The sequence below is a fragment of the Enterobacter sp. 3U4 genome, assembly GCF_057224565.1.
Window position 1 is genome coordinate 4366996 of the sequence record NZ_CP136665.1, and the last position, 19872, is coordinate 4386867.

A 19872-nucleotide genomic window follows, 5' to 3' on the forward strand; every position below is an offset into this window, starting at 1 on the left:
TAAAATGCAAATTACTCATTAAGAAATTGCTGCATTGATCACGGTCGGTGGAAATCACGCAGCTGGAGTGAGGTGTGCTAAGATGCGATGACTTGAGGTCAAAAAACGAAAGGAATAATGATGGACTCACTGGCTTCGCTTTATAAAAATCATATCGTTACCCTACAGGAACGTACCCGAGATGTACTGGCCCGCTTTAAGCTGGATGCGCTGCTGATCCACTCCGGCGAGCTGATGAACACCTTTCTGGATGACCACGCGTATCCGTTCAAGGTGAACCCGCAGTTTAAAGCCTGGGTGCCGGTGACCCAGGTTCCAAATTGCTGGCTGCTGGTGGATGGCGTGAACAAGCCGAAACTGTGGTTCTACCTGCCGGTCGATTACTGGCACAACGTTGAGCCGCTGCCGACCTCTTTCTGGACGGAAGAGATTGAGGTCATTGCGCTGCCAAAAGCGGACGGCATTGGCGGCCAGCTGCCTGCCGCGCGTGGCAACATCGCCTATATTGGCCCTGTTCCGGAGCGTGCATTAGGTCTGGAAATTGCGGCAGACAAACTCAATCCGAAAGGGGTGCTGGATTACCTGCACTATTACCGCGCGTATAAAACCGACTACGAACTTTACTGCATGCGTGAAGCGCAAAAAACGGCGGTGAACGGTCACCGTGCGGCGCATGAAGCCTTCCAGTCCGGCATGAGCGAGTTCGACATCAACCAGGCGTACCTGACCGCCACCGGTCATCGTGATACCGACGTGCCGTACAGCAACATTGTCGCTCTGAACGAACATGCTTCCGTACTGCATTACACTAAACTTGACCACCATGCACCGTCTGAGATGCGCAGCTTCCTGCTGGACGCTGGCGCCGAGTACAACGGCTACGCGGCCGATCTGACCCGTACCTGGGCGGCGAATGCGGACACCGATTTCGCGCAGCTGATCAAAGACGTGAACGATGAACAGCTGGCGCTGATTGCCACCATGAAGGCGGGCACCAGCTATGTGGATTACCACATCCAGTTCCATCAGCGCATCGCCAAACTGCTGCGTAAGCACCAGATTGTGAAAGACATGAGCGAAGAGGCGATGGTCGAGAACGATCTGACCGGGCCATTCATGCCGCACGGTATCGGCCACCCGCTGGGCCTGCAGGTGCACGACGTTGCGGGCTTTATGCAGGATGATACCGGTACACACCTCGCGGCACCGTCCAAATATCCTTACCTGCGCTGCACCCGTATTCTGGAGCCGCGCATGGTGCTGACGATTGAACCGGGGCTCTACTTTATCGAATCCCTGCTGGCGCCGTGGCGTGAAGGCCAGTTTAGCAAGCACTTCAACTGGGAAAAAATTGAGGCGCTGAAGCCGTTTGGCGGTATTCGTATTGAAGATAACGTGGTGATTCACGAAAACGGTATCGAGAATATGACGCGAGACCTGAAGCTGGCCTGATGGAAAGCTGGCTGATACCGGCTGAACCGGTCACCTTTGTTGAGGAAATCAAGAAAAGCCGCTTTATTACGCTGCTGGCGCATACCGACGGCGTAGATGCGGCAAAAGCGTTTGTCGAGTCCGTCCGGGCTGAGCATCCTGACGCCCGTCACCACTGCGTGGCATGGGTAGCAGGGCCGCCGGACGATTCACAGCAGCTGGGGTTTTCCGATGATGGTGAACCGGCGGGCACGGCCGGTAAACCCATGCTCTCCCAGCTAATGGGCAGCGGCGTGGGCGAAATAACCGCCGTGGTGGTGCGCTACTACGGCGGCATTTTGTTAGGCACCGGTGGGCTGGTTAAAGCCTATGGCGGGGGCGTGCAGCAGGCGCTTAATATGCTGGTCACTATCCGCAAAACGCCGCTTACCGAATATACTTTATTGTGCGATTACGCTCAGCTATCGGGCATTGAAACGCTGCTCAAACAATTTAACGGCGTGATTGCGCACAGTGAATATCAGGCAATGGTGCAATTACGCGTGGCGCTTCCTCAGGCGGAACTGGCTGCTTTTTCAGCAAAACTGGCTGATTTTAGTCGTGGTTCGTTGCAATTGCTGCCGATTGAAGAATAATCCCCACCTCACTTTTGAATACCAAAGGAAGCGGCAGAGATGCATTTTCGTGCCATAACCCGAATCGTTGGACTGCTGGTCATACTCTTTTCCGGGACGATGATTCTCCCTGGACTGGTGGCGCTTATCTACCGGGACGGCGCGGGGCGGGCATTTACCCAGACCTTCTTTGTCGCGCTGGCGATCGGTTCGCTGCTGTGGTGGCCAAACCGTCGTCAGAAAGGTGAACTGAAATCTCGCGAAGGCTTTCTGATTGTGGTGCTGTTCTGGACGGTGCTGGGAAGCGTCGGTTCGCTGCCCTTTATCTTCTCTGAACAGCCTAACCTGAGCATCACGGATGCCTTTTTTGAATCGTTCTCCGGTTTAACAACCACCGGGGCGACGACGCTGGTGGGGCTGGATTCACTCCCGCACGCCATTCTCTTTTATCGCCAGATGCTGCAGTGGTTCGGCGGTATGGGGATCATCGTCCTGGCAGTGGCTATTCTCCCTATTCTGGGCGTTGGTGGGATGCAGCTTTACCGCGCTGAAATGCCCGGCCCGCTGAAAGACAATAAGATGCGGCCGCGCATTGCCGAGACGGCAAAAACCCTCTGGCTGATTTATGTCTTGCTGACGGTAGCCTGTGCGCTGGCGCTATGGTTTGCCGGGATGCCTGCGTTCGATGCTATCGGGCACAGCTTTGCGACGATTGCGATTGGCGGGTTCTCTACCCACGATGCCAGCGTGGGCTACTTCGACAGCCCAACGATTAACACTATCATTGCCATTTTCCTGCTGATCTCTGGCTGTAACTACGGTCTGCACTTCTCTTTACTGAGCGGGCGCAGCCTGAAGGTGTACTGGCGTGACCCAGAGTTCCGCATGTTCATCGGCGTCCAGCTGACGCTGGTGATCATCTGTACCCTGGTGCTCTGGTTCCATGATGTCTATAACTCCGCGTTGACCACGCTAAACCAGGCCTTCTTCCAGGTGGTATCGATGGCGACGACCGCTGGGTTTACCACGGACAGCATCGCCCGTTGGCCGCTGTTCCTGCCGGTGCTTCTGCTCTGTTCCGCGTTTATCGGCGGCTGTGCGGGGTCGACGGGCGGCGGCCTGAAGGTGATCCGTATTCTGCTGCTGTTCAAGCAGGGCAACCGTGAGCTGAAGCGTCTGGTCCACCCGAACGCGGTCTACAGCATCAAGCTGGGGAACCGCGCGCTGCCGGAACGTATCCTCGAAGCGGTATGGGGATTCTTCTCGGCGTATGCGCTGGTCTTTATCGTCAGTATGCTGGCGATTATCGCGACGGGAGTGGATGATTTCTCCGCTTTTGCGTCCGTCGTCGCAACATTGAATAACCTCGGGCCAGGCCTGGGCGTTGTGGCGGATAACTTTGCCAGTATGAACCCGGTCGCGAAATGGATACTCATTGCCAATATGCTGTTTGGTCGTCTTGAGGTCTTTACGCTGCTGGTGCTGTTCACCCCTACATTCTGGCGCGAGTAAGGAGCCGTTAATGAAAACTCTGATTCTTTTCTCTACGCGAGACGGGCAAACGCGTGAGATTGCCGCCTATCTGGCATCTGAACTCAAAGAGCTGGGGATTTACTCGGATGTGGTAAACCTGAACCGTGCGGATCAGATTACCTGGCAGGATTACGATCGCGTGGTGATTGGTGCATCTATTCGTTACGGGCATTTCCATCCGGCGCTGGATCGCTTTGTGAAAAAGCACACGGCGGTGCTCAATAAACTGCCCGGTGCGTTTTACTCGGTCAATCTTGTCGCACGTAAAGCCGAGAAGCGCACGCCGCAGACCAACAGCTACACGCGCAAGTTTTTACTCAGCTCGCCGTGGCAGCCTGATCTGTGCGCCGTCTTTGCCGGCGCGCTGCGCTACCCTCGCTACCGTTGGTATGACCGCTTTATGATCCGTCTTATTATGAAGATGACGGGTGGTGAAACCGACACGCGTAAAGAAGTGGTTTATACCGACTGGTCGCAGGTAGCCGGTTTTGCGCGGGAAATCGCACATTTAACGGGCGATTCGCGACTTAAATAAGCGTTAAGTTTGAAAAGTGAGCGAACGAAAAGTTTTTTGTATTTTGTGCTTGTCACTTCAGAATAACTCCCTATAATGCGCCTCCACTGACACGGAACAACGGCACACACGCCGCCGGGTCAGCAGAGAATAGCGTAAATAAACGCTTGACTCTGAAGCGGGAAAGCGTAATATGCACACCCCGCGCCGCTGCGAAAAGCGAAGCGGCACTGCTCTTTAACAATTTATCAGACAATCTGTGTGGGCACTCAAAGTGACATGGATTCTTAACGTCCTCGGACGAAAAATGAATACCAAGTCTCTGAGTGAACATACGTAATTCATTACGAAGTTTAATTCACGAGCATCAAACTTAAATTGAAGAGTTTGATCATGGCTCAGATTGAACGCTGGCGGCAGGCCTAACACATGCAAGTCGAGCGGTAGCACAGGGAGCTTGCTCCTGGGTGACGAGCGGCGGACGGGTGAGTAATGTCTGGGAAACTGCCTGATGGAGGGGGATAACTACTGGAAACGGTAGCTAATACCGCATAACGTCGCAAGACCAAAGAGGGGGACCTTCGGGCCTCTTGCCATCAGATGTGCCCAGATGGGATTAGCTAGTAGGTGGGGTAACGGCTCACCTAGGCGACGATCCCTAGCTGGTCTGAGAGGATGACCAGCCACACTGGAACTGAGACACGGTCCAGACTCCTACGGGAGGCAGCAGTGGGGAATATTGCACAATGGGCGCAAGCCTGATGCAGCCATGCCGCGTGTATGAAGAAGGCCTTCGGGTTGTAAAGTACTTTCAGCGGGGAGGAAGGTGTTGAGGTTAATAACCTCAGCAATTGACGTTACCCGCAGAAGAAGCACCGGCTAACTCCGTGCCAGCAGCCGCGGTAATACGGAGGGTGCAAGCGTTAATCGGAATTACTGGGCGTAAAGCGCACGCAGGCGGTCTGTCAAGTCGGATGTGAAATCCCCGGGCTCAACCTGGGAACTGCATTCGAAACTGGCAGGCTAGAGTCTTGTAGAGGGGGGTAGAATTCCAGGTGTAGCGGTGAAATGCGTAGAGATCTGGAGGAATACCGGTGGCGAAGGCGGCCCCCTGGACAAAGACTGACGCTCAGGTGCGAAAGCGTGGGGAGCAAACAGGATTAGATACCCTGGTAGTCCACGCCGTAAACGATGTCGACTTGGAGGTTGTGCCCTTGAGGCGTGGCTTCCGGAGCTAACGCGTTAAGTCGACCGCCTGGGGAGTACGGCCGCAAGGTTAAAACTCAAATGAATTGACGGGGGCCCGCACAAGCGGTGGAGCATGTGGTTTAATTCGATGCAACGCGAAGAACCTTACCTACTCTTGACATCCAGAGAACTTAGCAGAGATGCTTTGGTGCCTTCGGGAACTCTGAGACAGGTGCTGCATGGCTGTCGTCAGCTCGTGTTGTGAAATGTTGGGTTAAGTCCCGCAACGAGCGCAACCCTTATCCTTTGTTGCCAGCGGTTCGGCCGGGAACTCAAAGGAGACTGCCAGTGATAAACTGGAGGAAGGTGGGGATGACGTCAAGTCATCATGGCCCTTACGAGTAGGGCTACACACGTGCTACAATGGCGCATACAAAGAGAAGCGACCTCGCGAGAGCAAGCGGACCTCATAAAGTGCGTCGTAGTCCGGATTGGAGTCTGCAACTCGACTCCATGAAGTCGGAATCGCTAGTAATCGTAGATCAGAATGCTACGGTGAATACGTTCCCGGGCCTTGTACACACCGCCCGTCACACCATGGGAGTGGGTTGCAAAAGAAGTAGGTAGCTTAACCTTCGGGAGGGCGCTTACCACTTTGTGATTCATGACTGGGGTGAAGTCGTAACAAGGTAACCGTAGGGGAACCTGCGGTTGGATCACCTCCTTACCTTAAAGAACCTGCCTTTGTAGTGCTCACACAGATTGTCTGATGAAAAACAGCAGTAAAAATCTCTGCAGGCTTGTAGCTCAGGTGGTTAGAGCGCACCCCTGATAAGGGTGAGGTCGGTGGTTCAAGTCCACTCAGGCCTACCAAACTCCTTTTAAAGGATGAGCGGTACAGAGATTACAAACGATGGGGCTATAGCTCAGCTGGGAGAGCGCCTGCTTTGCACGCAGGAGGTCTGCGGTTCGATCCCGCATAGCTCCACCATCTTTTACTGCGAACACAAGAAAACTTCAGAGTGAACCTGAAAAGGTGCACTGCGAAGTTTTGCTCTTTAAAAATCTGGATCAAGCTGAAAATTGAAACGACACATCTTTAATGGTGTGTTCGAGTCTCTCAAATTTTCGCAATCAGAAGTGAAACATCTTCGGGTTGTGAGGTTAAGCGACTAAGCGTACACGGTGGATGCCCTGGCAGTCAGAGGCGATGAAGGACGTGCTAATCTGCGAAAAGCGCCGGCGAGGTGATATGAACCTTTGACCCGGCGATGTCCGAATGGGGAAACCCAGTGCAATTCGTTGCACTATCGTTAACTGAATACATAGGTTAACGAGGCGAACCGGGGGAACTGAAACATCTAAGTACCCCGAGGAAAAGAAATCAACCGAGATTCCCCCAGTAGCGGCGAGCGAACGGGGAGCAGCCCAGAGTCTGAATCAGCTTGTGTGTTAGTGGAAGCGTCTGGAAAGTCGCACGGTACAGGGTGACAGTCCCGTACACGAAAGCACACAGGCTGTGAACTCGAAGAGTAGGGCGGGACACGTGGTATCCTGTCTGAATATGGGGGGACCATCCTCCAAGGCTAAATACTCCTGACTGACCGATAGTGAACCAGTACCGTGAGGGAAAGGCGAAAAGAACCCCGGCGAGGGGAGTGAAAAAGAACCTGAAACCGTGTACGTACAAGCAGTGGGAGCACCTTCGTGGTGTGACTGCGTACCTTTTGTATAATGGGTCAGCGACTTATATTCTGTAGCAAGGTTAACCGTATAGGGGAGCCGAAGGGAAACCGAGTCTTAACTGGGCGTTAAGTTGCAGGGTATAGACCCGAAACCCGGTGATCTAGCCATGGGCAGGTTGAAGGTTGGGTAACACTAACTGGAGGACCGAACCGACTAATGTTGAAAAATTAGCGGATGACTTGTGGCTGGGGGTGAAAGGCCAATCAAACCGGGAGATAGCTGGTTCTCCCCGAAAGCTATTTAGGTAGCGCCTCGTGAACTCATCTTCGGGGGTAGAGCACTGTTTCGGCTAGGGGGCCATCCCGGCTTACCAACCCGATGCAAACTACGAATACCGAAGAATGTTATCACGGGAGACACACGGCGGGTGCTAACGTCCGTCGTGAAGAGGGAAACAACCCAGACCGCCAGCTAAGGTCCCAAAGTCATGGTTAAGTGGGAAACGATGTGGGAAGGCACAGACAGCCAGGATGTTGGCTTAGAAGCAGCCATCATTTAAAGAAAGCGTAATAGCTCACTGGTCGAGTCGGCCTGCGCGGAAGATGTAACGGGGCTAAACCATGCACCGAAGCTGCGGCAGCGACACTATGTGTTGTTGGGTAGGGGAGCGTTCTGTAAGCCGTTGAAGGTGTGCTGTGAGGCATGCTGGAGGTATCAGAAGTGCGAATGCTGACATAAGTAACGATAAAGCGGGTGAAAAGCCCGCTCGCCGGAAGACCAAGGGTTCCTGTCCAACGTTAATCGGGGCAGGGTGAGTCGACCCCTAAGGCGAGGCCGAAAGGCGTAGTCGATGGGAAACAGGTTAATATTCCTGTACTTGGTGTTACTGCGAAGGGGGGACGGAGAAGGCTATGTTAGCCGGGCGACGGTTGTCCCGGTTTAAGCATGTAGGCGGAGGTTCCAGGTAAATCCGGTACCTTTTAACGCTGAGGTGTGATGACGAGGCACTACGGTGCTGAAGTAACAAATGCCCTGCTTCCAGGAAAAGCCTCTAAGCATCAGGTAACATCAAATCGTACCCCAAACCGACACAGGTGGTCAGGTAGAGAATACCAAGGCGCTTGAGAGAACTCGGGTGAAGGAACTAGGCAAAATGGTGCCGTAACTTCGGGAGAAGGCACGCTGATATGTAGGTGAAGCCCCTGCGGGTGGAGCTGAAATCAGTCGAAGATACCAGCTGGCTGCAACTGTTTATTAAAAACACAGCACTGTGCAAACACGAAAGTGGACGTATACGGTGTGACGCCTGCCCGGTGCCGGAAGGTTAATTGATGGGGTTAGCGGCAACGCGAAGCTCTTGATCGAAGCCCCGGTAAACGGCGGCCGTAACTATAACGGTCCTAAGGTAGCGAAATTCCTTGTCGGGTAAGTTCCGACCTGCACGAATGGCGTAATGATGGCCAGGCTGTCTCCACCCGAGACTCAGTGAAATTGAACTCGCTGTGAAGATGCAGTGTACCCGCGGCAAGACGGAAAGACCCCGTGAACCTTTACTATAGCTTGACACTGAACACTGGTCCTTGATGTGTAGGATAGGTGGGAGGCTTTGAAGCGTGGACGCCAGTCTGCGTGGAGCCGACCTTGAAATACCACCCTTTAATGGCTGGTGTTCTAACGTAGACCCGTAATCCGGGTTGCGGACAGTGTCTGGTGGGTAGTTTGACTGGGGCGGTCTCCTCCCAAAGAGTAACGGAGGAGCACGAAGGTTAGCTAATCCTGGTCGGACATCAGGAGGTTAGTGCAATGGCATAAGCTAGCTTGACTGCGAGAGTGACGGCTCGAGCAGGTGCGAAAGCAGGTCATAGTGATCCGGTGGTTCTGAATGGAAGGGCCATCGCTCAACGGATAAAAGGTACTCCGGGGATAACAGGCTGATACCGCCCAAGAGTTCATATCGACGGCGGTGTTTGGCACCTCGATGTCGGCTCATCACATCCTGGGGCTGAAGTAGGTCCCAAGGGTATGGCTGTTCGCCATTTAAAGTGGTACGCGAGCTGGGTTTAGAACGTCGTGAGACAGTTCGGTCCCTATCTGCCGTGGGCGCTGGAGAATTGAGGGGGGCTGCTCCTAGTACGAGAGGACCGGAGTGGACGCATCACTGGTGTTCGGGTTGTCATGCCAATGGCACTGCCCGGTAGCTAAATGCGGAAAAGATAAGTGCTGAAAGCATCTAAGCACGAAACTTGCCCCGAGATGAGTTCTCCCTGACCCTTTAAGGGTCCTGAAGGAACGTTGAAGACTACGACGTTGATAGGTCGGGTGTGTAAGCGCAGCGATGCGTTGAGCTAACCGATACTAATGAACCGTGAGGCTTAACCTTACAACGCCGAAGCTGTTTCGGCGAAGAGAGACGCGATTTTCAGCTCTGATACAGATTTAACAGAATTTGCCTGGCGGCTTTAGCGCGGTGGTCCCACCTGACCCCATGCCGAACTCAGAAGTGAAACGCCGTAGCGCCGATGGTAGTGTGGGGTCTCCCCATGTGAGAGTAGGGAACTGCCAGGCATCAAATAAGTGAAGAGGCCATCCGAAAGGATGGCCTTTTTGCGTTTATACGCTGCACAAACTGATCCCCCATCACCCTGCTTATACGGTAAACTACCAGCGTTTTTGCATCAGGATAGCGTCTATGAACCACTCCCTTAAGCCCTGGAATACCTTTGGCATTCAACGCAATGCTAATCAAATTGTACGTGCCGATACTGCACAGCAGCTGCTGGATGCATGGCAAAGCGCAACAGAAAAAAACGAACCCGTACTGATTCTGGGCGAAGGAAGTAATGTCCTGTTTCTCGACGATTTTGCGGGAACGGTGATCGTTAACCGCATCATGGGAATTGATGTGGAAGAGGGTGCCGACAGCTGGCACGTGCACGTGGGTGCCGGAGAAAACTGGCATCATCTGGTGCAATTTACCCTCGAAAAAGGGATGCCGGGTCTGGAAAACCTTGCGCTTATTCCAGGCTGCGCCGGATCGTCACCTATTCAAAACATCGGCGCCTACGGCATCGAACTGAAACATGTCTGCGAATATGTCGACTGCATCGAACTGGCGACCGGAACGGCTAAGCGTTTAACGGCAGAACAGTGCCGATTTGGCTATCGTGATAGTATCTTCAAGCATGAATATCAGGATCGCTACGTGATTGTCGGCGTGGGTCTGCGTCTGTCGAAGAACTGGCAGCCCATATTGACCTACGGGGATTTAACGCGTCTCGATCCGGCTACCGTTACCGCACGTGACGTTTTTGACTCAGTTTGCCATATGCGGATGTCCAAGCTTCCCGATCCCAAAATTAACGGAAACGCTGGCAGTTTCTTCAAAAACCCGGTTATCAGCGGCGAAAATGCAAAAGTCTTTCTTGAAGGATGGCCCGCAGCGCCACATTACCCCCAGGCGGATGGTAGCGTGAAGTTGGCAGCAGGATGGCTTATCGATCAATGCCAGCTAAAAGGCTCTTCAGTCGGCGGCGCAGCCGTTCACCGACAGCAGGCCCTGGTGCTGATTAACCAACGCGATGCGACCAGCGATGATGTCGTACAGCTGGCTCACTACGTTCGCCAGCGTGTGGGCGAAAAATTCAACGTCTGGCTGGAGCCAGAAGTTCGCTTCATTGGCCGCACAGGTGAAGTCAATGCCGTGGAGACTATCGCGTGAAGGATAATACTATCCCCTTAACCCTGATTAGCATCCTTGCTGACGGTGAGTTTCATTCCGGCGAACAGCTGGGTGAACGGCTTGGCATGAGCCGTGCTGCTATCAATAAACATATCCAGACGCTCCGTGACTGGGGTGTTGATGTGTTCACGGTTCCCGGAAAAGGCTATAGCCTGCCGGAGCCGATTCAATTGCTGAATGAAGAAGCGATCCGCAGCCAGATTGGACACGGCAATGTTGCGGTGCTGCCGGTGATTGATTCGACGAACCAGTATCTTCTGGATCGTTTACCTGAGCTGAAATCTGGTGATGCCTGCGTTGCTGAATATCAACAGGCCGGGCGTGGCCGTCGCGGCCGCAAGTGGTTTTCGCCCTTTGGCGCTAACCTCTATCTGTCCATGTACTGGCGACTGGATCAGGGCCCGGCCGCTGCCATTGGCCTGAGTCTGGTCATCGGCATCGTCATGGCGGAAGTGCTGCACGATCTGGGGGCGGATCAGGTGCGTGTTAAATGGCCTAACGATCTGTATCTCAACGATCGTAAACTTGCCGGCATTCTGGTCGAACTGACGGGAAAAACGGGCGATGCGGCGCAAATCGTCATTGGCGCGGGCCTCAATATGGTGATGCGCAATGTCCAAAATGATGTGGTGAATCAGGCCTGGACTAACCTCCAGGAGGCGGGGATCGTCATCGATCGTAACACCCTGGCCGTACGTATGATTAAAGAGCTGCGCAGCTCGCTCACGCTTTTTGAGCAGGAAGGGCTGGCACCCTTCCTGTCTCGTTGGGAAAAGCTGGATAACTTCATCAACCGCCCGGTGAAATTGCTGATTGGTGATAAAGAGATCTACGGCACTTCCCGCGGTATTGACGCTCAGGGCGCGCTGCTTCTGGAGCAGGATGGCGTAATCAAACCCTGGATGGGCGGTGAGATTTCTCTGCGGAGTGCCGAATAACCGGATGGAGTGAATGATGCGAAAACCCGTCTGCGCGACGCTGGCCGTCATGATGAGCTTGTTGTTCTCACCCCTCTCTCAGGCGGGACAGGCCTGGGAGAGTTACAAGGCACGCTTTTTCAAACCGGAAGGCCGCATTGTCGATACCGGCAATGGCGGCGTGTCGCATACGGAAGGTCAGGGCTTTGCCATGCTGATGGCAGTGGCCAACGACGATAAAGCTACGTTCGATAAGCTCTGGCAATGGACAAACCGTGAGCTGAAGAACAAAGAGAACGGTCTGTTTTACTGGCGCTATAACCCGGCAGAGTCCAACCCGGTCGCTGACAAAAACAACGCCGCCGATGGCGATGTGCTGATTGCCTGGGCGCTGCTTAAAGCCGATGCCCGCTGGCATGACAAACGCTACAGCGCCGCATCGGATGCCATTACAAAAGCGCTGGTTGCCCATAGCGTCATCCGCTATGCGGGTTACCGCGTGATGCTGCCCGGCGTCCAGGGATTTAAGCTTGACGGTGAAGTGGTCCTTAATCCTTCCTATTTCGTGTTTCCGGCCTGGCAGGCCTTCGCCGGACGCAGTCATTTGCCGGTCTGGCGCGATTTGATTAAGGACGGGAAACGCCTGCTGGGAAAAATGGGCTCGGGTAAAGCGGATCTGCCCGCTGACTGGGTTTCACTGGCATCAGATGGCAAGCTGGTGCCCGCTAAAGGCTGGCCGCCGCGAATGAGCTATGACGCGATTCGTATTCCGCTGTACGTTGCCTGGTCTGATAAACAAAGCCCGCTTCTGGCGCCGTGGAAAGCGTGGTTCGGTCAGTTCCCACGGGAACAAACGCCCGCCTGGGTTAACGTCACCACTAACGAATATGCGCCTTACATGATGGAAGGTGGTCTGTTGGCCGTACGTGATTTAACGATGGGGCAGCCTTCCGGAGAACCCGAAATCACCTCCAAAGACGACTACTATTCGGCAAGCCTGAAAATGCTGGTGTGGATTTCAGCGCAATAATAACGCACCGACTATCCCCTCTCCCCGATGGGGAGAGGGTGAGGGGTAAATCAGTTACTGCGGATACGGTACCCAATCCCCGCCGTTCAGACGAACGTAAGGTTTGTTCTGATACTGGATCACCACCGCGTTAGCGTTCTCTGAAACTTCCGCCGTTTGCGGCAGTTTGCTGGTGAGCTGATCCCAGTTCACGCTATCTTCCACAAAGAGTTTCCCGTCAACGGCGCGGGCAACCAGTTCTGAGATCGCCAGATAGCTGGTTGGCTGTGTAATCTCTATTGGTGCGCCCTGATGCGGTGCCTTCATACCAAAGAATTTAATGCCTGCAGGTACGTTGGTAATCGACGGGCTTGGGATATCACGCAGGCCTGACACCTGCATTCTGTCGCCTTTCAGCGCGCCACCGTGCTCAGGCACCACAACCACCATCACTTTACGACCTGATTTTTCCAGCTCCGTGAAGAACGCGTCCAGCTCGTCAAAGAACTTCTGCGCACGCACTTTATAATCAGCCGTTTTGCTCACGCCCGGGAAATGGTTGCCGTCGTGAAGCGGCAGGGTGTTAAAGAATGTCGCGCTGCGCGGATTACTGTCTTTTTCGATGGTCTGCAGCCAGCGTTGCAGGACAGCGGAATCGTCATAGACAGGCGAGCCGTCGAAGCCCAGCAGTGAGACAGGAAGACCGGTTTGGTCCATCAGCGGTGACTGCATGCCGCCCTCTTCGCGTACCTCTTTCAGGAAGTTACCGAACTGGCCGTTATGTCCCAGCATCAGATGCTGCGTAAAGCCCAGCTTTGCGAGGTTATCGAACAGATAACACTGGTTGCCGGCGGGTTGATACAGGTTTTTATGCGATGCCTGACCGCAGCTTGCACGCAGCAGGCGTATCGCCGCCGGGCCGCTATACGAGGTGGCAGAGTTGAAATCTTTAAACTGAATATCGAAGTGTGACCACAGCGGATGAGACATCAGTCCGGCGGCGTCCACGTCGGCCCAGGAGAGAGAGCAGATGTTGATCACCAGCAGTTCAAACGGCTGAGCATCCGCTGGCAGCGCATCCGGGAATTTAGTCTGTCGCTTATCTTCCGCGGTATAGAAACTGGAGAGCCAGGCGTTCAGGTTTGTCGAGGTCGGCGGTGCGGTCTGGGTTGGGATATCACCCACCACTGGCGTATCGCCTGCTGCGGTGACGGTGGCCGCTGCGCTTCCCCCGGTGGTGGTCACCGTGGTGGTCGGTTGACCGGCAGGCCACAGGGAAAAGCTTGGGCCAGCCAGCGTAAGCACGTTAAGCCAGATCATAATCGCGACGACAAACACCGTAACGCGGATCCACTGTGACAGGAACAGCCAGGCAACCAGCAGCACAAATACCGCGCCGATCATCTGCCAGTTAATAAAGCGCTCGGTCAGATCGAGGACATAGCTGGCGCTAAAGCCCGCCACCTGCGACCCCTGGCTCATAATGCTGTCCGGCCCCGGTAGCCAGGTATCATGCCAGAACAGCGCAAAGCCGACAGGTATCGCGACCCAGTGGCGTAAGCGATGCAGTCTGATATTCGGCAGCGGCATTAGCAGGAAGGCCATAAACACGAGGTTGAGAAGGGGATGGAAATTCAGATAGCCTGCCCACAGCAGGCCAAACTTCACCAGAAAGTAGAAGTTCCAGCCGGAAAGGCCGCGCCAGTATTGCCAGAGCGGCGAGGGTGACGAAGCGGTATAGGTAGAATTAGTCATGTTTTCGGTCTGCCTTGACGTGTGATGCCCGTGTCAGTGTTCCGGCTGGTTTTACATAGCGAGGTTTAATAAACAGCACTCTGGCCGTATCACGGATACGGCGTATGGAATGGCGCGCATAGTAGCCAAGCGGGAAAAAGATCAGCGCACAGAATATAACCAGTTGAATGATATCGCTGATATTCATGATGATGCGTTCTCCGCGTTGTCTGTTAATAAGCGAAGGGGTTCCGGAACCCGACGCCAGACGTGTCCATCATGTCTGGCATTGAGGATCGGTTTGGCATCGCTCTTGATAGCGAGCGGCTTGGCCCATTGTTCCGGCTGGAGCGCACGCATCTGCACCAGCTCCGCGCTAATCGTATTATCTTCGAACCAAATCATACGGTTCGAGAAAATATCCCCTGTAGGCAGGGGGAAGATGTGGTTAAGCGCCGTATCAAGATCGTTTACCCGGCAGAAGGACAAAAACAGCACCAGGCGATTGTCGCCAATGGTCATGATGTCCCCTGTACGGTTAGGGCGGCATAAGGTAAGCGCCTGTTCAACGCGGATACCCGGAACAGGGCGCAGGGCAACCATAACCCCTTTTCCGTCAGCAGGAAGAAGCGTGTTGTTCATCATGTTGCCCACGGCGTCGCAGAAGGTATCCCATTTTTGGTATCCACGCAGCTTCATCGGCTGCGTCATAGAGAGCAGCGTAGAAATGTCTTCCGGCACATGGCGGCTAAACTGCTGACCCTGAACGCTTTCGATAAGCGTCAGGCAGCGTGACAGCGGCGCGTTCCAGGGAATGACCATATTTGCACCACAGCCCAGGAGCAGACGCTCATCGGTGGCGCGCAGGCTGGTATTGTTTTCACGCACGATGATTTTTAACGCGCTTCCGCGCTGGCGGCGCAAGGTGTGGATCTGCCTTGCCAGCGTCTCAATCTGGTTATTCTGCATCAATGAGAAAATAAGGGTTGCCGCCTGGGTTGTGCGGGCTTCATGGAAAAGGTCTTCGTTAGATTCAAACAGCGACCAGTTTTCCGACAGGGCGGGCGCTCCCTCTAAAACCGCGATATGGCTCAGAATGCGTTTTTCATCACTGCGCGGCTGCACCACGGTTTCTTCCTGCTGTGCCAGGTGCCACTTACCCTCAATTTGTTTCAGCGTAAGTTGTTGCCTGGCGCTCACGCCTTTTTCATTACACCAGAAAGCAATATCGTAGAGATAGCTTCCCACCTGGTCACGAACGCTTGCCAGACCGAACAGGGAACGATATTCACCCATTAAAAGTGAGAACAGCTTGTCATTATTACTGCCGGGATTGACTATCAATAGCGTGCAATTTTGAAATTTTGCCCATTTATTGATTTTTTCCAGCCACGGCAGCAGTTTTTCAGCAGGGATATTTTGCAGGACGTTATTTGCGCATTTAAGGATCACCAAATAGTGATCCGGATCAATAGTGCACTGAACATCGCGGGACAAAAAGTATAGACTATCGGCATCCGATGTCATGGAAAATAATCGCACCGTCTGAGGCCCGCGATCGTTTTCCAGCGTGATAATTTTCTTCGGATCTTCGCCCATGCTAATGACGGCCACGCGGGAATCCTTATCCTGGGCAGCAATTGTCTGGTTTACCAGACTGATAGCATCTTCATTTCGGTCCGTATTAATCCACCAGACTCCTCCGACTGGCATGTGGCTCAATTCGTCCCATAATGACTGGATGCCAATAGAAAATATGGAGTCCACGGTGTCCCTCTTTTCGTCTAATTTATCTGTATCTCAGTTTACTAGCGAAAGCGTAGAAATAAACCTAACATTGAAATTAAAGAACATCAGATTTAGCATGTAAATGAAATTTGTCAGGGCAGGAAGCCCCGCAACTTCTTTAGCGTGCGATTTTCCTCAAAGGGATGGAAAAAGAATGGATAATAATGAATCTGGTACCCCAGTCGACTCGACCCTGGGTTACACATTCCAAAACGATTTTCTGGCGCTGACGCAGGCCTTTTCTTTACCTGAAATAGATTACACCGATATTTCCCAGCGGGAACAGTTGGCCGCGGCTATTAAACGCTGGCCGTTATTAGCTGAATTCGCCCATCAACAATAAGGGAGCCATTGATGGCCATACTCGGATTACAGGGCGTCCGTGGCGGTGTGGGTACCACATCTGTTACCGCGGCGCTGGCGTGGTCATTACAGCTTTTAGGTGAATCGGTGCTGGTTATTGACGCCTGCGCCGATAATTTGTTGCGTATGTCGTTTAACGTCGACTTTACTCGCGAAGAGGGCTGGGCCCGCGCGCTGCTTGATGATAAAGACTGGCAGGATGCAGGGATGCGCTATACCTCCCAGCTCGATCTGCTGCCGTTTGGTCAACTGACCACCGCGGAACGCGAGAATGAAGCCGCGTATCAGCGCCTGTTTTCGCAGTTCACGCTGGCGCTGCAAACCCTCAAAGAAAAGGGGCACTACAAGTGGATCCTGCTGGATCTGCCGCACGGTGCCGGTACGCTGACCCGACAGCTTATCGCCCATTGCGATCACGTCCTCTCGATCGTTAACGTCGATGCGAACTGCCATATCCGCCTGCATCAGCAGGGGCTACCTCAAAATGGCCATATCCTGATTAACGATTTGCGCATTGGCAGCCAGATTCAGGACGATCTGTATCAGGTCTGGCTGCAAAGCCAGCGCCGCCTGCTCCCTATTGTCATCCATCGTGATGAGGGGATGGCGGAATGCCTTGCGTCGAAGCAACCGCTCGGCGAATACCGCAGCGATTCACTGGCGGCAGAAGAGATCCTGACGCTGGCTAACTGGTGTCTGCTGAACTTCGCCAACAGGGCGAAGCATGCAGGGAGTGATGTATGAGTCGTCTCGCCAGTTGGTTACTCATCCCACCGGTCAGTTCGCGTTTGAGCGAACATTACCGGCATTTTCGCCGTCACGGCGCGTCGGCATTTAGCGCCGCGCTCGGCTGTTTCTGGATGATTCTGGCCTGGATGTTTATTCCACTCGAACACCCGCGCTGGCAGCGCATACGTGCCCGGCACAGTGAGCTATATCCGCACATTAATCCCAACCGGCCGCGTCCTCTGGATCCAGCACGTTATCTCATTCAGGCTATCTGGCTGGTGGTCACGTCATCCCGCTCAGAGAAAATAACGCCGCACTGGCGAAGCTTCTCCCGCGTGCAGCAGTTACGTGAACGCTACCATCAGTGGCTGGACAGACTGCCCAACAGCGTCAGCGATAAGACCAGCCATCTGGATAACCATAAAGAGCTCGGGCATCTCCACCCGGGCTTGCGGCGTTTTATTCTCGGCGTGAGCGTCGTGTTCTCGCTCATTCTGGCGCTGGTCTGTATTACGCAGCCTTTCAACCCTCTGGCGCAGTTCACCTTCCTGATCCTGCTGTGGGGCGTGGCGCTGCTGGTGCGCCGAATTCCGGGCCGCTTCTCGGCGCTGATGCTGATCGTATTGTCGCTGACCGTCTCCTGTCGCTACATCTGGTGGCGTTATACCTCGACGCTGAACTGGGACGACCCGGTGAGTCTGGTGTGCGGCCTGGTGCTGCTGTTTGCTGAAACCTACGCCTGGATCGTGCTGGTGCTGGGCTATTTCCAGGTGATTTGGCCGCTCAACCGCCAGCCGGTTCCGCTGCCAAAAGATACGACCCAGTGGCCAACCGTCGATCTCTTCGTGCCGACCTACAACGAAGACCTGAGCGTGGTGAAGAACACCATCTATGCCGCGCTGGGCATCGACTGGCCGAAAGATAAGCTCAAGGTCTGGATTCTGGATGACGGCAACCGTCCGGCGTTCCGCCAGTTCGCGGAGGAGGTCGGCGTCGAATACATCGCCCGTCCGACGCATGAACACGCTAAGGCCGGCAACATCAACAACGCGTTGAAGTATGCCACCGGGGAGTTTGTTTCGATCTTTGACTGCGACCACGTGCCGACGCGCTCGTTCCTGCAGATGACCATGGGCTGGTTCCTGAAGGAGAAAGAGCTGGCGATGATGCAGACGCCGCACCACTTCTTCTCGCCGGACCCGTTTGAACGTAACCTTGGCCGTTTCCGTAAGACCCCGAACGAAGGCACGCTGTTCTATGGCCTGGTGCAGGACGGAAACGACATGTGGGATGCCACCTTCTTCTGCGGTTCATGCGCGGTAATCCGCCGTAAACCGCTGGATGAAATTGGCGGCATCGCCGTCGAAACGGTCACTGAAGATGCGCACACCTCTCTGCGCCTGCACCGTCGTGGCTACACCTCAGCCTATATGCGTATTCCGCAGGCTGCCGGTCTGGCAACGGAGTCACTGTCGGCGCACATTGGTCAGCGTATTCGCTGGGCGCGCGGTATGGTGCAGATTTTCCGTCTCGATAACCCCCTGATCGGGAAAGGGCTCAAGCTGGCGCAGCGTCTTTGCTACGTCAACGCCATGTTCCACTTCTTATCCGGCATCCCGCGGCTGATCTTCCTGACCGCGCCGCTGGCGTTCCTGCTCCTTCACGCTTATATCATCTACGCCCCGGCGCTGATGATTGCGCTGTTTGTTCTGCCGCACATGATCCACGCGAGCCTGACAAACTCGAAGATACAGGGTAAATACCGCCACTCCTTCTGGAGTGAAATCTACGAAACGGTGCTGGCCTGGTACATCGCGCCGCCGACGATGGTGGCGCTGATTAACCCGCACAAAGGGAAATTCAACGTCACCGCGAAGGGCGGGCTGGTGGAAGAGGAGTACGTCGACTGGGTGATCTCCCGGCCGTATATCTTCCTGGTGCTGCTGAATATCGTGGGCGTCATCGCCGGTATCTGGCGTTACTTCTACGGCCCGGAAAATGAAATCCTGACCGTCTTCGTCAGTATGGCCTGGGTCTTCTACAACCTGATTATCCTCGGCGGCGCGGTGGCGGTGTCGGTGGAGAGCAAACAGGTTCGTCGCGCGCATCGCGTTGAAATCTGCATGCCTGCGGCGATCGCCCGTGAAGATGGCCACCTCTTCTCCTGTACCGTGCACGACTTCTCTGACGGCGGTCTGGGGATCAAAATCAACGGCCAGGCGAAGGTGCTGGAAGGGCAGAAAGTTAACCTGCTGCTCAAGCGCGGTCAGCAGGAGTATGTCTTCCCGACGCAGGTGGTTCGCGTGGCGGGCAATGAAGTCGGTCTGCAGCTGATGCCGTTGACCAAAAAGCAACATATCGATTTTGTGCAGTGTACGTTTGCCCGCGCGGATACGTGGGCTCTCTGGCAGGACAGCTTCCCGGAAGATAAACCACTGGAAAGCCTGCTGGATATTCTGAAGCTGGGGTTCCGTGGCTATCGTCACCTTGCAGAATTTGCCCCGTCGTCGGTGAAATTAATTTTCCGGTCACTTACTTCGCTGGTTTCCTGGGTCGTGTCGTTCATTCCTCGCCGTCCTGAGCGGGATGAGGCGAAGCAGGCGGACCCGGTTATGGCTCAACAATGA

At 54.3% G+C, this 19872-nt stretch carries 13 protein-coding genes, 2 tRNA genes and 3 rRNA genes; 15 read left to right on the forward strand and 3 right to left on the reverse strand.

All coding sequences use genetic code 11. The features are described 5' to 3' along the window. Positions 1-120 precede the first annotated feature (120 nt). The 12 genes from pepQ (at position 121) to RVY89_RS20820 (ending at position 12652) form a co-directional block, all read left to right on the forward strand. Complete coding sequence (gene pepQ, locus RVY89_RS20765; protein WP_484827967.1) at positions 121-1452, forward strand: Xaa-Pro dipeptidase; 1332 nt, start codon at positions 121-123, stop codon at positions 1450-1452. Beyond that, positions 1452-2066 carry an IMPACT family protein gene (locus RVY89_RS20770; RefSeq protein WP_484826337.1) on the forward strand — a complete coding sequence of 205 codons (615 nt, stop codon included), beginning with the start codon at positions 1452-1454 and terminating at the stop codon, positions 2064-2066. The genes pepQ and RVY89_RS20770 overlap by 1 nt, the downstream gene beginning before the upstream one ends. 39 nt (positions 2067-2105) lie before the next feature. Further along, positions 2106-3557, forward strand: a complete 1452-nt coding sequence (trkH, locus tag RVY89_RS20775; RefSeq protein WP_023309600.1) for a Trk system potassium transporter TrkH — start codon at positions 2106-2108, stop codon at positions 3555-3557. A 10-nt stretch (positions 3558-3567) separates the two neighbouring features. Then, on the forward strand, positions 3568-4113 hold the full coding sequence (hemG, locus tag RVY89_RS20780) for a menaquinone-dependent protoporphyrinogen IX dehydrogenase (RefSeq protein WP_484826338.1): 546 nt from the start codon (positions 3568-3570) through the stop codon (positions 4111-4113). Between the two features lie 354 nt (positions 4114-4467). Further along, a 16S ribosomal RNA gene (locus tag RVY89_RS20785) occupies positions 4468-6007 on the forward strand. Between the two features lie 69 nt (positions 6008-6076). Then, a tRNA-Ile gene (locus RVY89_RS20790) sits at positions 6077-6153 on the forward strand. A 42-nt stretch (positions 6154-6195) separates the two neighbouring features. Beyond that, positions 6196-6271, forward strand: a tRNA-Ala gene (locus RVY89_RS20795). 171 nt (positions 6272-6442) lie between these two features. Further along, positions 6443-9346: ribosomal RNA gene (locus RVY89_RS20800) — 23S ribosomal RNA — on the forward strand. Positions 9347-9415: 69 nt separating this feature from the next. Continuing rightward, positions 9416-9531 (forward strand): 5S ribosomal RNA (gene rrf, locus RVY89_RS20805). Together the 16S, 23S and 5S rRNA genes with 2 tRNA genes alongside form the textbook arrangement of a ribosomal RNA operon. Before the next feature lie 124 nt (positions 9532-9655). Further along, positions 9656-10684, forward strand: a complete 1029-nt coding sequence (gene murB / locus RVY89_RS20810) for a UDP-N-acetylmuramate dehydrogenase (protein ID WP_484826339.1) — start codon at positions 9656-9658, stop codon at positions 10682-10684. Next, complete coding sequence (birA, locus tag RVY89_RS20815) at positions 10681-11643, forward strand: bifunctional biotin--[acetyl-CoA-carboxylase] ligase/biotin operon repressor BirA (protein ID WP_484826340.1); 963 nt, start codon at positions 10681-10683, stop codon at positions 11641-11643. The genes murB and birA overlap by 4 nt, the downstream gene beginning before the upstream one ends. A 16-nt stretch (positions 11644-11659) precedes the next feature. Next, a complete protein-coding gene (locus tag RVY89_RS20820; protein WP_484827968.1) occupies positions 11660-12652 on the forward strand; it encodes a family 8 glycosyl hydrolase in 993 nt (330 codons plus the stop codon). A 54-nt stretch (positions 12653-12706) separates the two neighbouring features. On the opposite strand, the gene bcsG is transcribed toward RVY89_RS20820, so the two are convergent. Genes bcsG through bcsE form a run of 3 tightly spaced genes read right to left on the reverse strand, consistent with a single transcriptional unit; the run spans position 12707 to position 16132 of the window. After that, complete coding sequence (bcsG, locus tag RVY89_RS20825; RefSeq protein ID WP_484826341.1) at positions 12707-14386, reverse strand: cellulose biosynthesis protein BcsG; 1680 nt, start codon at positions 14384-14386, stop codon at positions 12707-12709. Continuing rightward, positions 14379-14576: a cellulose biosynthesis protein BcsF gene (bcsF, locus tag RVY89_RS20830; RefSeq protein ID WP_024908822.1), complete on the reverse strand. Its 198-nt coding sequence runs from the start codon at positions 14574-14576 to the stop codon at positions 14379-14381. Before bcsF ends, bcsG begins: the two co-directional genes overlap by 8 nt. After that, the gene (gene bcsE, locus RVY89_RS20835) at positions 14570-16132 is read right to left on the reverse strand and encodes a cellulose biosynthesis c-di-GMP-binding protein BcsE (RefSeq protein ID WP_484826342.1); all 1563 of its coding nucleotides are present in this window, start codon (positions 16130-16132) and stop codon (positions 14570-14572) included. Before bcsE ends, bcsF begins: the two co-directional genes overlap by 7 nt. A gap of 175 nt (positions 16133-16307) precedes the next feature. Between bcsE and bcsR the strand changes: the two genes are divergently transcribed. Genes bcsR through bcsA form a run of 3 tightly spaced genes read left to right on the forward strand, consistent with a single transcriptional unit; the run spans position 16308 to position 19872 of the window. After that, complete coding sequence (gene bcsR / locus RVY89_RS20840) at positions 16308-16496, forward strand: cellulose biosynthesis protein BcsR (protein ID WP_348957984.1); 189 nt, start codon at positions 16308-16310, stop codon at positions 16494-16496. An 11-nt stretch (positions 16497-16507) separates the two neighbouring features. Next, positions 16508-17260: a cellulose biosynthesis protein BcsQ gene (gene bcsQ / locus RVY89_RS20845; RefSeq protein WP_484826343.1), complete on the forward strand. Its 753-nt coding sequence runs from the start codon at positions 16508-16510 to the stop codon at positions 17258-17260. Continuing rightward, positions 17257-19872 carry a UDP-forming cellulose synthase catalytic subunit gene (gene bcsA, locus RVY89_RS20850; protein ID WP_484826344.1) on the forward strand — a complete coding sequence of 872 codons (2616 nt, stop codon included), beginning with the start codon at positions 17257-17259 and terminating at the stop codon, positions 19870-19872. Before bcsQ ends, bcsA begins: the two co-directional genes overlap by 4 nt.

Coding starts and splice junctions, on each gene's coding strand:
- pepQ (WP_484827967.1), top strand. CDS start 121: ATGGACTCACTGGCTTCGCTTTATAAAAATCATATCGTTACCCTACAG.
- RVY89_RS20770 (WP_484826337.1), top strand. CDS start 1,452: ATGGAAAGCTGGCTGATACCGGCTGAACCGGTCACCTTTGTTGAGGAA.
- trkH (WP_023309600.1), top strand. CDS start 2,106: ATGCATTTTCGTGCCATAACCCGAATCGTTGGACTGCTGGTCATACTC.
- hemG (WP_484826338.1), top strand. CDS start 3,568: ATGAAAACTCTGATTCTTTTCTCTACGCGAGACGGGCAAACGCGTGAG.
- murB (WP_484826339.1), top strand. CDS start 9,656: ATGAACCACTCCCTTAAGCCCTGGAATACCTTTGGCATTCAACGCAAT.
- RVY89_RS20820 (WP_484827968.1), top strand. CDS start 11,660: ATGCGAAAACCCGTCTGCGCGACGCTGGCCGTCATGATGAGCTTGTTG.
- bcsG (WP_484826341.1), bottom strand. CDS start 14,386: ATGACTAATTCTACCTATACCGCTTCGTCACCCTCGCCGCTCTGGCAA.
- bcsR (WP_348957984.1), top strand. CDS start 16,308: ATGGATAATAATGAATCTGGTACCCCAGTCGACTCGACCCTGGGTTAC.
- bcsQ (WP_484826343.1), top strand. CDS start 16,508: ATGGCCATACTCGGATTACAGGGCGTCCGTGGCGGTGTGGGTACCACA.
- bcsA (WP_484826344.1), top strand. CDS start 17,257: ATGAGTCGTCTCGCCAGTTGGTTACTCATCCCACCGGTCAGTTCGCGT.